At 34.3% G+C, this 14,286-nt stretch carries 12 protein-coding genes; 9 read left to right on the top strand and 3 right to left on the bottom strand.

From position 1 onward, the window contains the following. The first annotated feature begins 45 nt into the window (after positions 1-45). Positions 46-294, top strand: a complete 249-nt coding sequence (locus RYL88_RS06970; RefSeq protein WP_314990077.1) for a hypothetical protein — start codon at positions 46-48, stop codon at positions 292-294. A gap of 203 nt (positions 295-497) precedes the next feature. On the opposite strand, the gene icmH is transcribed toward RYL88_RS06970, so the two are convergent. From icmH to tssJ, 3 genes are read right to left on the bottom strand one after another with little or no spacing between them, the layout of a single operon-like run. Further along, complete coding sequence (gene icmH / locus RYL88_RS06965) at positions 498-1,277, bottom strand: type IVB secretion system protein IcmH/DotU (protein WP_314990075.1); 780 nt, start codon at positions 1,275-1,277, stop codon at positions 498-500. Between the two features lie 18 nt (positions 1,278-1,295). After that, positions 1,296-2,690: a type VI secretion system baseplate subunit TssK gene (gene tssK / locus RYL88_RS06960; protein ID WP_314990073.1), complete on the bottom strand. Its 1,395-nt coding sequence runs from the start codon at positions 2,688-2,690 to the stop codon at positions 1,296-1,298. An 18-nt stretch (positions 2,691-2,708) separates the two neighbouring features. Continuing rightward, positions 2,709-3,164 (bottom strand): type VI secretion system lipoprotein TssJ, encoded by a 456-nt coding sequence (gene tssJ / locus RYL88_RS06955; protein WP_314990071.1) that lies wholly within the window; start codon positions 3,162-3,164, stop codon positions 2,709-2,711. Positions 3,165-3,291: 127 nt separating this feature from the next. Here tssJ and RYL88_RS06950 point away from each other — a divergent pair, with 127 nt between their 5' ends. The 8 genes from RYL88_RS06950 to RYL88_RS06915 all read left to right on the top strand — a co-directional run bounded on the left by RYL88_RS06950 (position 3,292) and on the right by RYL88_RS06915 (position 14,176). Beyond that, positions 3,292-4,593 carry a type VI secretion system domain-containing protein gene (locus RYL88_RS06950; RefSeq protein WP_314990069.1) on the top strand — a complete coding sequence of 434 codons (1,302 nt, stop codon included), beginning with the start codon at positions 3,292-3,294 and terminating at the stop codon, positions 4,591-4,593. A 92-nt stretch (positions 4,594-4,685) separates the two neighbouring features. Then, entirely contained in the window at positions 4,686-5,171 is a 486-nt protein-coding gene (tssB, locus tag RYL88_RS06945) for a type VI secretion system contractile sheath small subunit (RefSeq protein WP_314990067.1), read from the top strand. A gap of 10 nt (positions 5,172-5,181) precedes the next feature. Next, the gene (gene tssC / locus RYL88_RS06940) at positions 5,182-6,633 is read left to right on the top strand and encodes a type VI secretion system contractile sheath large subunit (protein WP_314990066.1); all 1,452 of its coding nucleotides are present in this window, start codon (positions 5,182-5,184) and stop codon (positions 6,631-6,633) included. A gap of 13 nt (positions 6,634-6,646) precedes the next feature. After that, entirely contained in the window at positions 6,647-7,039 is a 393-nt protein-coding gene (locus tag RYL88_RS06935) for a GPW/gp25 family protein (RefSeq protein ID WP_314990064.1), read from the top strand. Beyond that, positions 7,039-8,757: a type VI secretion system baseplate subunit TssF gene (gene tssF, locus RYL88_RS06930; protein ID WP_314990062.1), complete on the top strand. Its 1,719-nt coding sequence runs from the start codon at positions 7,039-7,041 to the stop codon at positions 8,755-8,757. The genes RYL88_RS06935 and tssF overlap by 1 nt, the downstream gene beginning before the upstream one ends. Continuing rightward, a complete protein-coding gene (locus tag RYL88_RS06925) occupies positions 8,754-9,659 on the top strand; it encodes a type VI secretion system baseplate subunit TssG (protein WP_314990060.1) in 906 nt (301 codons plus the stop codon). Before tssF ends, RYL88_RS06925 begins: the two co-directional genes overlap by 4 nt. Positions 9,660-9,746: 87 nt before the next feature. After that, positions 9,747-13,262, top strand: coding sequence for a type VI secretion system membrane subunit TssM (tssM, locus tag RYL88_RS06920; RefSeq protein ID WP_314990058.1), 3,516 nt, complete (start codon positions 9,747-9,749; stop codon positions 13,260-13,262). Between the two features lie 8 nt (positions 13,263-13,270). Next, on the top strand, positions 13,271-14,176 hold the full coding sequence (locus RYL88_RS06915; RefSeq protein ID WP_314990056.1) for a hypothetical protein: 906 nt from the start codon (positions 13,271-13,273) through the stop codon (positions 14,174-14,176). Positions 14,177-14,286 lie beyond the last annotated feature (110 nt).

The following is a 14,286-nucleotide window of genomic DNA, read 5'->3' as shown; positions in this document are numbered from 1 at the left end:
ACAGTATGCCGATATCGGATTAACTAAAAATAACCTTATGGCAGGTTGGGGGAAAGCGAAGCTGAAGCTATAAGCGATTTAAAAAGTGCTTTTAAAGACGCATTGGCCCAAATGCTATCGGATAATGAAGAAATAATAGAGCCTAAGCTACTTAGCCATAAAACCAAAAGCTATACTATTACTATGAAAGAAAATATAATGCAAGAGATAGATGCCGCCGCAAAAGAGCTCGGCATTTCTCGTTCGGCATTCTTGGCTATTCCGGCTAAGAATTATATACGAGCGTTGCGATAATATACAAAAAGGAACTGATGCAGTGAGGTGAATACGTAGAATTTATAATATGGCTTCAAAAATAAAATACAAATTTGTATTTACATTTTAAATTTAGCTATGTTTCATAAAATTTAAGTTTAATAGAACTAAATTAATTTTTGACTATGGCTCTTGATGTATATAAAAACGTCATATAAATTTCTATAATACAATAAAGCTAACTATATTTTGGTATTAGAATCTCTCATAAAAGCGTCGATTTTATTATTAATACTTGTATTGTTTTTTATGTTTTCCTTATCTAGGCTATAGATTGAGTACATAAATGAAAGCGTGACCGCTATTATAGCTATCAGTATTGCAAGAGCTTTAGCTCCGCCAAAATTAAAATTATTCAGTATATTGTCGGGTTTAGAAGGAGTATAGGCTTTTTTAAATAAAGTATCTTCATCGCTACCTATCAAGGGGGCAATAGCCGATGCTATACTTTCACAAAGATATCCGATCTTTTCGTTACAATCATTCTCAAGGTCGTATTTGCCCCTATACCCAAGAGTTAAACAAGCATAAACGACCTCCAAAAGATCTTTGTTTTTTGCGGGGTTTTCAAACCATTTTTCCATTATACCAAAAAATTTATTTCCACCTAAATTTTCGTTAAATAGTCTAATAGTAAGAGTATTGTTTGCCCAAAAACTATTCATAAAGAGTTCATTTTTCATAAGGCTTTCGTCTATAAAGACGCAGACGCAGTATCTAAGCCTAGTAATATCGTCTTCATCATAAATTCTAAGACTAGCCAGTTTTGAGCTTATGCTAAGTATATCATTGGTTAATTTCTCTTTTAAACCAACCATTTGCTCTTGTGAAATATTTTGTATCTTTGACATTCTATTAGCTAGAAGCAAAAGCGGTAAGACATGATCTAGAGCCTGATTTGTCCCAAGCCCTTGGAGTCGACTTTCAAACAATATAGAAAATGAATTATCTTTACCTTGCACCTATCGGCCTTTAAAATTTTATAGTATAGCCCACATTTTTATATCCGGGTTAGTTATATTATTTGTGACATATATGCTGATAATATTCTCGCCTATAAAAGACTTGAATAGCTTGTCGTTTTTGTCTAGTCTATAATAAACATACCCGTTTAATCTTGGAAGAGTGGTTGGAATGATTGAAACCTGTTCGATATTAAGGCCGTTAAGCTGGGATGCCACTATATTTTTAATGCTAGATTGAGTATGAATCTTACACTGTTCTTTAAAATTCTTAAGTAAATAGTCGCTATTAACATTAGAGCTAATAGCCAAAAATAGCTCGCCTTTTTCAATAATACCAGCATTATCAAACATACAATCAAAAAAGCCGTGAGCATTTGATACAATGCGCGCCATGACATATTTTGGGGAGATGATTTTGGAAAACAATAGCCTTATATTGTTAATAAGTAGAGAAAAAGTAGTGCTTAGATCGTCATGTTTATAGGCTATAAAATCGCTAAAACTATCGTCGTTGCTCAAGGCGGTCAAATCGGCCTGAAAATCAACTAGCTTCTCATATAAAAATTCAGGATGAATTTTTTGCCTATTTGCTATAGATGCAAAGTTAAGACTCCATTTTTTTAGCATATTTAAGGTCAAATAAGTGGTAAAATCAAGAGTATTTTTTGACTGATCTATACCCTTAAATATGCCTAAAAAAGTCTGCTTATGTTGTCTTGTCGAATATATCATCTCATCGATAAATTGCCTTATAAACGGATGTTTGCTTATATCAAGGCAGGTCGGAATAAATTTATCGTCTAACTTTATTTGTTTACTTGAGCTAATATTTTGTATTTTACAAATCGGAATCTCTAGCTCATACGGGGTCTTGCTGCCCAAAACGCCTAAACTGGTTTTAAGACTAGCAAGAACGATGCTTTCTTTATCCTGATCAAAGGCCGATCCCAGTAGATACTCTTCTTCGTCGCTCAAATCATTTAGCACATCGACACTAGCATCATCATGAACTTTGGAGCTAATAAGGGCTCTGGTTGCTTTAAATTTAGAGCTTGTTATGCTATTTTGCAAGCTGACGTCGACTACTAAATTGCTCATAGGTATTTTCAAAACTATTATAGACGAGGATAATGAATCAAACTCTACTTCTAGGGGTTCTGGTAGTTCATCCTCATCCGGGGCGTTAAATACGGATCCGTCTTGAACGATGGCAGAAATACTTCTTAGTCCTATTTTCCCTTGCTCTAGTAGCTCGCTTGAAATTTGAATATCCAAAATACCATAAAGGTTGGAAAAAGAAGATATAGTTTTTAAATTTATATTTCTCTCAAGATACCTTTCTTGCTGCTCAAAGTGGATCTTATCGACGCTCATTCCGTTATACCAAATGACCTTTAAATTTTCAGCCATATCTACACAAGCTTTCGTTTATTCTTTTACTACTAAGGATTTTGCGCCCAGAGCTTTTATATCCTTGTCCGATATGCTAAATATTAAATAATCCTCTTTTATATCTGAAGTCTTTTTGAACTCCTTTATTTTAGTTTTTCCTTGATCGGCATAAAGTACCAATACGCCTACATAAGGAACATTTTCTTTGTCTATTTTCACGATAGATGCATTGGCATTTGGTTGAATTTGAAGCTTAATGGAATCAATCTTATCTTTTCCTAGTACTTCGTTTTCTTTTGCAATAAGATCCATCTCGGTAGCCTCTTCAAACTTCTTAATATCGCTTAACTGATAAACTATAACGGTTATTGGAACATTATCGCCGCGATTATTTAAGTTTGAGTTAGGCATATTGTTTATGCCGACTTGTATCTGGCCGCAACCTACCATAAATATCATAAAAATAGTTGATAAAAGCGCTTTTTTAAACACGATTAATAACCTTGAGTAGTATATTTGTACAAGTATATCAAAGTAAATTTAAAATACTATTAAGGTAAATAATTTTATGATTTTCACTAATAATAGCTATCAGATTTTAAATATATAGGGGTTTTAAATGCAGTTATGTTATGAGTTGAATAAAGATTTTTCCAATGATGCTTTTTTGGATGAGTTGCAAGACGAGATGTCTAAATACAAAACACTGGCTCACGAAACCATAAAATGGGATAGGGTTTTTGACTGTTCTTATCAAATTTTACAATCATTCTCTCTCGATACGAAATTTTTTAGCTTTTTGTGCATAGCGGCTACGAATATAAATTCCCCCAAAAACTATGAAATTCTGAAAGACGTTTTAGAATTTTTTTTAGAAGCACTTAAAGATGATCCGCAAAGGCTTGGCCAAACGGAAAAACTACTAGCTATAAAAAGAAAAATTTTTATTAATTCATTGGACGGTTTTATAGAAGAATTGAATAAACAAAATTTGAATTGTCCTCAAAATTTTGTAGACTCCATAGTCTTTTTGCTAAACGAACTAGAAAAAATTATAGATCATAAATTTGTAAATATCGATATCTCGGCTTACGCGTCAAAGCAATCCGAATCTGAAAATGTACAACCGTCGCATACGCAAATCGCCAACCAGCCTCAAAGTAATACGCACGCTACGATTTCTTTGAATTTTGCAACTCATACGGATATTAAAGCCATCAATGATAGGGAATATAGAGACTTTTTTGTAAATCTATCGCTTGAGCTTCTTAAGGACGACTTACAAAACATCAATGCATATGCTATTTTTATGCAAGCGCTATGGGGCAGAATTAAGGCTTTGCCTACAAACAGCGATTTTATCTCGCCAGTTAGATATCCTGATCAAAATTTAATTATAAACATTAAAAATATAGAATCGCTGAATTTAGAAAATTTAATACTTTTTATAAGAAATTTGGTCCTAAATCCTTTTTGGATAGAGGGCTTAATGATATTTTGTAAATTTTTAAGAAAAAATAATCTATTTTTCATAGAAAATTACATATCAGAACAAACTGCCGTATTTTTAAACAACCATATAGATATACGAAAATTAAAATTTCAAAACTCTGAAGATATGTGTTCTAAGGAAACTTTTGATTTTTTCATGAGCCAAAAAAATACTAAGCAAAAAAATGCTCCCGACAAAAATATCAATGATTTAGATATCAATGAAATTTTAATAGACATAAACGCCAAAAATACAACCAACAACTCCAGAGAAAATTTAAACTCTATGCTTTTAATGGCGAGCGCCTTTTCCGACAAAGGCATGAAAAGTAACGCAAAAACCATATACGCTCAAATAGTAAATTTTATAGAAAATACCGAACTAAAAGAGTATCTTTACGATATATACGAAGAAGCTAAATCATTTTAAGACTATAAACCGATAAAAATACTTAAATAGTATTTAATATTTTTTTAAATATAATTTAGAGACTAATTTTAAATTCAAACGAAGGACACAATATGGCCGAGAATTCCGTCGCACCTAAGGAGCGTATAAATATAACGTATAAAACCAAAACGAATAACCAAGAGGCCGATGTAGAGCTGCCGCTTAAGCTTATGGTTATGGCAAACCTGACCGGCCATAACGACACTCCGCTTGAAGAGCGAGAGGTAGTGTCCATAAATAAAATCAATTTCGACCAAGTAATGCAAAAAATGGATATAAAAACAAATTTTGCCGTAGAGAACAAGTTGGGCTTGGGCTCAGATGAGATCAACGTAGAGCTTAAAATATCAAATATGAAAGACTTCTCTCCGGATAACATAGCAAAACAAATTCCTGAAATAAATCAACTCCTGGAGTTAAGAAAAGCGCTGGTGTCGCTAAAAGGTCCGATGGGAAATATTCCAGATTTCAGAAAAGCGGTTTTAGATGCATTAAAAGACAAGAAAACAAAACAAGAGCTTCTTTTGGAAATAAAAGACTCCAAAGACGTAAAATAAGGAAGTAAAAATGCAAGAAGTAAAAGTTAAAACGCCTATTATCGAAAGTATTATGGAAAAAAGCAAGTACTCCAAAGACGACGAAAGCTACAGTATAGTAAAAAAAGGCGTAGCGGAATTTATCTCAAATATAGTAACGTCCCAAAACCCGGAAGAGAAGATAAATAAACTTGCCCTTGATGAAATGATATCCCACATAGACGATCTTTTGTCAAAGCAAATGGACGAAGTGCTTCACAATAAAGATTTCCAAAAACTTGAGTCGACATGGAGGGGTATCCGATTCTTAGTAGAGAGAACAAATTTTAACGAAAATATCAAAATCGTCCTCTCCGATATAACCAAAGAAGAAGCTCTTGAGGATTTTGATTCAAATTTGGATATCACGCAAAGCGTAATGTATAAGCAGGTTTACTCCCATGAATACGGCCAGTTCGGCGGAGAGCCGATAGGGGCGATTATAGGCGATTACGAGCTTGACAAAACCAATACCGATATGACGTTTTTAAATAAAATGTCCTCCATCGCCGCTATGAGCCACTCTCCGTTTCTAACATCCTTATCCTCAAAATTCTTCGGCCTAGAAAACTATGCCGAGCTAGAAAATATAAAAGACATGAAAAGTATGCTTGAGGGTCCTCAATACACCAGATGGAGAACTTTTAGAGAAAACGAGGATGCAAAATACGTGGGCTTATTAGCAACCAGGTTTTTAACTCGTTCGCCTTATCTGCCGGAGGATAATCCTATAAAAAGTTTTAACTATAGAGAAAACGTAGAAGGCTCTCACGATCACTTGCTTTGGGGCAATTCAGCATATACGTTTGCCACAAGACTTACGGAGAGTTTTGCTGATTTTAGATGGTGCGGCAATATAATAGGTCCAAAGGGCGGCGGAGCGGTCAAGGATCTACCTACCTATCTTTATGAAAACTACGGTAGCGTGCAAGCAAAAATACCAACCGAAGTCTTGATAACGGATAGAAGGGAGTATGAACTTTCCGAAAACGGATTTATTACTCTTACTTTACGTAGAGACAGCAATAACGCCGCATTTTTTTCTGCAAATTCGGCTCTAAAACCTAAAATTTTCCCAAATACTCCAGAAGGAAAACAAGCTGAAACGAATTTTAGACTAGGCACGCAGCTACCTTATATATTTTTAATATCCCGCTTAGCTCACTATCTCAAAGTTTTACAGCGAGAGGAAATAGGTACATGGAAGGAAAGAGCAGATGTAGAGCGCGGTTTAAACGAGTGGCTAAGACAGTACATTTCCGATCAAGAAAATCCGCCTGCAGACGTAAGGAGTAGAAGACCGTTTAGAAGCGCTAAAATAAACGTAAACGATATTCCTGGCGAGCCTGGCTGGTATAAAATAGAGCTACTAGCTAGACCGCACTTTAAATTTATGGGTGCTAATTTTGAGCTATCGCTGGTCGGAAAACTAGATAAAGAATAAATTTGGGCGGACTATGTCATTAAGCGATAGGGTTTTACATACATTAAATGAAGAAAACGTAGACAATCCCTATCGCCAAGATATTTTAAACGATATAAAAGAAAATATAAGCATACTATTAAATTCCAAATTTGACGACTGTATAACCATACAAGGCTCAAGCCTGCCGGATATGTCTTTTTTAAACATTGATTCGCACGAACTCTGCCAGCTAATGGGAAAAGAAATATACAACCTCATTCAAAAATATGAAAATAGAATTAATATAGTCGCCATAAATTACGATGATTCATTAAAGCCGTGGCAATTAACTTTTAATATAAGATATACTAGGCAAAATGACGCCTTTAAGGAATTTGCCATAAAAGTAACTTTTCGCAACAATAGGTATTGCGAGGTTTTGTGATGAAAAAAAACGAAAACAACATATTGTATTTTCATAAAGAAATGGCCTATCTTCGTGAAATGAGAGAGCTTTTTATAGAAAAATTTCCAAAAGTAGCACCGTTTTTAAATACGGACAGCAAAGATCCCGATGTCGAAAGAATAATAGAAAACTTAGCCATACTTACATCTAAAATCCATCAAGAACTAGATGAAAATATACCGCTTATCGCTGAGTCGCTCGTAAATATCGTATCGCCAAACTACACCAACCCGATACCTTCGGTATGTATTCAAGAATTTTCTTTAAAAAGCGATAGCAAAAAAAATAGCGCAGTCATACCCAAAGGCTCAGTCGTAGTTTCCAGACCGATTAATGACGTAAAATGCAAATTTAAAACAGCATATGACGTATTTTTGTATCCTTTAAAGATAAATAAAACGTATCTAGACAATAACAAAAGCGATTATGTTTTAAAACTGGAATTAAGTATCACGAAAGATGAAATAAGTTTATCGGATATTGATTTAAACCGCATTGATTTATATCTAGGCAATGACGTATATATGTCTTCTACGCTAGTTATGTGGATGAAAACATACCTAAAAAAAATTATCGTATTTTGTTCCGATAGCGGAGAAACATTTAATCTTCCGGCTTCATCGCTCGAAGTATTAGGGCTTGACGATAAACTTCTTGATTATGAAGATTTCGGTTTTGAGGCATTTGCTCTTTTGCAGGAACTATTTTTTATGCCGTATAAATTTAATTTTATATCAATAAAAAATTTGGACATACTAAAATCTTCCGGCTCTAGAAATTTTACTATCGAATTTGTATTTGATAGAAGCCTTCCAAACGGCTATTTTCCAAGAGTTGAGCACTTTTCCTTATCTTCTACTCCGGCTATAAATTTATTCGATATGAGCGCAGAGCCTATATTAAATAACAACAATAAAAACGGTTATAGGATTTTTTTAGATAGGGCAAAGATTGATGCTTATGATATAGTTCAAGTAACCAAAGTAGTTGCGCATAGTAGCGATACTGGTAGAAGGGTGCTAAAAAACTACAAAAGTTTTGAACGATTTAATTTTTTTAACGGCGAAAATATAGACGATTTTTACTCTTTAGGCGATAAGTTGGACGGTAATTTAAATCCATACAAAGAGATTTCATTTTTTTCAAGTTCTCAAAAAGATCAAACGGTAACGGTAGAAACGCTATGCTGCAATGGAAATTTACCCTCAAAGCTTAAGATATCGGAAATAAACGAATTCCCTACTCGCCCTGAAATTAATACAAGAAATATTACAGTCCCCACATCTATGCAAAAGGTTGCGATAGACGGAAATTTACTTTGGCGACTCGTATCCATATTATCTTTTAGTTATCAAACCATACTCGAAAAAAAATCATTCTTAGCCGTATTGGACGCCTTTTCATTCGGCGATAGTTTAGTATCTAAAATTCTGGCAAGCTCGCTACAAGACATAAAGACCAAATCCATTTATAGAATAGACGGGCGTATGACGAAAAAAGGCACATTGTGTATATTTTATATGGATGAAAGTAAATTTTATAGCATAGGCGAAGTTTATATCGCGGGGCTGGTTTTATCTAAATTTCTAGCTAGCTTTGCCTCTATAAATTCATTCTGCGAGCTAAAAGTAAAATGTACCCAAAGTAAAATAACGATAGACTATCCGCTTCATAGCGGCAATAAAGCGCTACTGTGAAATTAACCGGACAAACTTCTTTTTATAGACTTATCAAAAAAGCCTTAAACGACTACGACAAAAACGATATCGTTTTAAGAAATAGCTCAAAACTAGGTCATCCCAATAAAGAAATAGAATATGTTAGGCCAAACAATGAAGAAAAGAAAAATTTTCTAGAAATAATGGTAAATTTTATGGGGCTATATGGCAGCTCTTCACAGCTACCAAGCTATATGCTAGATAAATTTTCAAGAAGCGATAACGAAAACTGGAAATTATTTTTTGACTTTTTTAATAATTATTTGCTATGGATATTTTTTGAGAGCGTATCCATGCAAAATTATCCCAAATCTTTTAAGAAAGATTTTAGCGATAGAATTTCAACTATATTATTTAATATTTTAGGCATAGACGACAAAGAGGTGGCCAGGTCTTATCTACCGTTTGCGCCGCTACTACTAAGCTTAAGGAGACCGAAACTACAAATACAAAGGGTATTAGAATATAACTTTAATCTTAAAAATAAACTTTTTATATTGGAAAATATCCCGCATCAAGTAGTTATAGAGCCAAAGCAACGAAGCTATCTAGGTAAACTAAACAACCGCTTAAGTAAAAATTTTATACTGGGCAAGAAAGCGCTGGACTATCAAAGTAAAATGGCTATTTATATAAAGGGCATAAATTACGACGAAGCCATTAAATACTTTCCAAAGGGGCAAAAATACGACAAGTTAAAACAAAGCGTGATTTTTCTTACAAATAACGAATTTGCCGTGGATTTATACATAAACATAAAATATTCCCCAAAAATGAATCTTAAGCTAGGGGACGACTCTCATAGCAAATTAGGCTACGGCTCCATAATAGGAAAAGATAAAAAAGGCTCTTATTTGATGTTTTTTAGGCTATACTCCTGATATTTCATAAATCCAAATTAAGCATTCGTTTTAATTTTTAAGAAGTTGTGATATAATCAAACAATTATTTAATCAAATCTTGGATCGGTGGTAAAGTTGTCTCTCTCGTTCATATCTAGAATTCTTAGCATTTTTAAAATAAAAGGCGTCTCTATTTTTATATCGCTTATTGCGATTAGCGTTCTGTTTTGGCGGTATAGCCCCGATATTGCTTTTAGCGATGTTTATATTTTTGCAAACACGTCATATAGGGTAATAGCCCTTTGCATTTTTTGGCTAATTGCATTCGTTATTTTTGCTTTGCGCGCAACGATAAAATTTTTCTCTTCTATAAAAGACGATAAAAGGCAGCAAATAAAAGAGATAAAAAAGGAATCAAACGAGTCCGTAAATAAAGCTAAAAGAAATTTTTTTATATCCGTAAAAGAAGCAAAAAATACTTGGAAAAACGATATAAAATTTAAAAAAATACCGCTTGTTATGATAATAGGAAATGAAAGAGCCGGCAAAAGCGCTTTCATTAATTATTCTAATATAGAATACCCGCTTGGAGATAGCCTTGATACATACAAAAAAATACATCAAAGCACGACTAATTTTAATCTTTACATATCAAAGAGCGGAGCCCTTATAGATACACAAGGTATTCATTTTTCGCAAGAGGCTTTATTTAATCCCTCTTCAACGGACGAGCTTCCCGAGGATGACGTAGAAAAAAACAAAGACTTTCTCATAAAAAAGAACATATGGAAAGAGTTTTTAAATTTCTTAAATAAAAATATTTTTCACTCTAAGTTAGGCGGCGCTATTTTAATAGTGGATACTCAACAGTTTTTAGAAAATCCCAAAGAGTACTCAAATGATCTAATAAGATACCTGGTAAAAAGAGTAAACGACTGCGAAAATAGCTTGAAAATAAAATTTCCTATTTATGTGGTATTTAGCAAACTCGACCTAGTCGAGGGCATGGGTGATTATTTTAAGCTTTTTAAAGACGATGTCGCAAATAAAGCTTTTGGACTCAGCTTGCCAAATAGCTTTAATAAAGACGAGCTAGATAATGATTTTAAAGAGCTAAGCCATTCGCTACTTTACAACATAATGAGTAAAAACTCGCTTTCCCACTCCCTCGAGGACAAAAAACGCTCTTATTTATTCTTAAAACAACTAGACAATCTGTTTGCGCTCGTAAGCGACTTTGCCTTAAAATTAAAAGACGAAAATTCATTAAAAAATAGTTCGCCGATCAAAGGCGTTTACTTTGTTAGCGCATTTCAAGAAAACGTGCCTATAAACTATCTAGTAAATACGGTGTGCGATAGATACGGTGTGAAAAAGCCGTTAGTTAGAGCCTTTAATAACTATAGCAAGCAAAGCTATTTTGTTAAATCACTACTAAAAGATATTGTTTTTAAAGGTCACCTGGTAAACCCTAATTTAAATACAAGCCTAAGAGCAAAAATTTTAAATTACGCATTAATAGTTTTCATTTGTACCGCCGCTTACTTTGCGTGTAGCCATTTTTTAAAGCTAAAATCGGCAAAAGAGCTAGAGGCGCAGAATGCTATGCTTTCGGTATCCACGCTACTTGACGGCCAAAGATACAAAGACTATACCCCTACTCAAAAGATAGAATTATTACGCAATCTAAAAGATATCTTAAAAATATACCCTAGACTATTTTCGGGGGATACTAAATTTGAATATCCGCTTTTGGATATATCCTACAAAGGTTTTAAGTCCGCCAAAGACTTGTATACGGAGCTAACGATAGATTTTCTTAAAAATACCATTCTTGTCGAGATGGAAAATATGTTAGAGACCGAGACAAACCCGGACAATCTCATAAAAGCCTTTTATATGTACCAATCGTTGTTTGATAAAGATTTTATAAATGCTAATTTGTTTAAAATTTGGATCAAGACAAATTGGGCTAAATTTGAAAAATACAACGTAAATCAAGAGGATTTTTTATCGCACGTCGATAGCGTATTAAATGCTGATTTAAAAGACATACCTCAAAATTTAAAATCCATCAAAGCAGCCGACGACAAACTTGCAAAAGTAGAAAGATTGGAAAGGCTATATTCTCTTTTGGAATTTATATCTTATAAAAATGAAAAAGAATTTTACGATATAAAAAAAGAAATTTCCGGAATTAACGGCGTTATAGAAAATAGCAACGCCTTCGAGCCGTTTAATAAAATTTATACGAAAGAGGGCATGAGGCAGTTCTTATCAAATCTAAGCTCCTACATAGACGACTCGGCGAATATCGAAAAATGGCTATTTCAAAACAAACAAGCAAGCGGACTTGATGCAAACGAAGATAAATCGGCTCTGCGCTTAGGCATAGCTAGGCTGTATTTACAAAAATACCGCTCCAGATGGATGACCGTGATAAGCGGCATAACGCCTAAAAAATTTAACTCCAGAAAAGAGACTTTAGATGAACTAGAGATATTATCGAAAGTTAAAAATCCGGTAAATTCGCTTGTAGATACGCTAAATGCAAATACTATTCTAACCGACGAAGCTTTCTTAAAATACATATACAGTCTTGGCTATCCTTCTACCGAGATTAGAAAATTATTTTCAAATTTTAGCTCTGATTTTAGCCCGTACCATATGCTAAACGATAGCTCGAAAGAAAACGGCATACTAAATACCATAAGCGACGATGTATCTAAAATCCATAAAAAAATCCTCGACTTTAACTATGAGATGTTACAAAGCGAAAACGACAAAATAACTTACGTAATAGGCGGCGTCAAAAATGAAAACGACCCGTTTATAGTTTTAAATAACGACTCAAAAATGCTCCCTAAAGAGCTTATGAACTACTATCAGCAAGTATCTAAGCTGTCTTGGAAGCAGGTGGAGTCCGGAGCCTCTACTTTATTAAATACGGCATGGCAGGATGAAATTTACAGCCTTTACGCAAACGAAATAATGCCGTTTTACCCATTTGACGAGACGGCGGCACAGTCTGTTAGCATACAATCGTTTAAAGCATTTTTCGGTAAAAACGGGGCTTGGAATCAGTTTTACGATAGATTTTTAAAGAAAATTTTAACCAAAGGGACAAACGGCTACAGAGTAAAATCGGCGTATGCGAAAGATTTTAAATTTAGTAAGAGTTTCTTAGAAAACATATCTGTGATAGATAATATCGCAAACACCATGCTTGATCTAAACGACGAGATTAAAATCAACTTCTATATTAAAGCCATTGATTTATCGGCGGATTTTAGCAACATCAACGTTTCGTCGGTAAACGATAAAAGCATAACCTACGATCATACGTTGCCTTCAAGTCTTCACATAGCGCCTAAAGATTTTGATACCTCCTCACAGATCAAATTTGCGGCCAAATTTCAAAACGGTAATAAAATCGAGCAAAAAACGTTTAGCGGAGAGTGGGCTTGGCATAGGCTTTTGCGAAATTCAAGCTATAACTCTGAGCAGGGTAAATATTCTCTTTATCTTAATCCGCAAGAAAAATACTACTTCGGATTTGACGTAACGCCTAATAATGCCGAACTGATGGAACTTTTAAGAAATATATCTTCATTTAAGTTGCCTAAAAATATTTTAAATTAAGGAAGATTATGGAGCAAATAGCCGTTACTATACAGAATTTAGAAAATGCCACAAACTACTCGTCTAAATTTTATATCTTTGATGAAAACGGCGGCGATATAGGAAGCGATAGCGGCGTAACCTTTAGATGTCAAGATTCAGATGGAGCCATACTCGCCAGGCATGCACGCATAGGTTATGAAGAGGGATTTTTTACGATATCTTCATATGAAAACTGCGATATATTTTACGCCGATTCTTTTTCAAAGATCGCAAGCGACTACGAAACGGTTGTTAATGAGGGGGACGTGTTTAGGGTAGGGAGCTTAAAACTCATGTTTATAAATCCCTCAAAACTAGAAGAATATGCTGCTAAAACGCAAAAACTAATAGAAAATACGCCTAGTTTCGACAAGCTTGACGATGTGCGCCTTGAGCCTAGAGGCAAGCTTTTAAATGTTGATTTTAAAGAGCAACCCGATATCAATATATTTCCGAAAGAAGATGACGAATTTTATATCAAAAACGACTCTCCTGCAAAGGCGACCGAGCCAAATCCCGCATATGCTCCAAAACCTTTTACGCAAAACATGATATCTTCGCAAACATTAAACGATCTAACGCAAAAACTACTGGGTCAACTTAGAAACGAAATCGCGCCAAACACGATAGAGTCAAATTCCGCCACTCTAAGTGTAGCCGATCTGGAAGCCATACTCTCCACCATACGCCTAACTGATTCTACAAAACTAATCAACTCCGTCTTATTGCAGCTAGTATGCAAGGAGTTATACTCCCATATGTATGATATAGTCGAAAACAATTCGTTTTTTAAGTACCTATCAGGAGCCGTTACTAAAAGTACTCAGGAGAAAAAAGAGGCCTTTGAATATTTAGTACTAAAGGCTCTAGAAAGCTATATCTCAAAAAAATAATACTATATAAATTTAAGCAAGCTCGTTTAACAGGCTTGCTTAAATTATCCCAATCTACCTAATCCTTAATATTATGCTCTTTAGCATACTCTTCTATCTTATCTTTTAGA

The sequence above is a fragment of the uncultured Campylobacter sp. genome (genome assembly GCF_963517995.1).
Lineage (GTDB): Bacteria > Campylobacterota > Campylobacteria > Campylobacterales > Campylobacteraceae > Campylobacter_A.
This window is presented reverse-complemented; position numbering and strand designations above follow the sequence as displayed.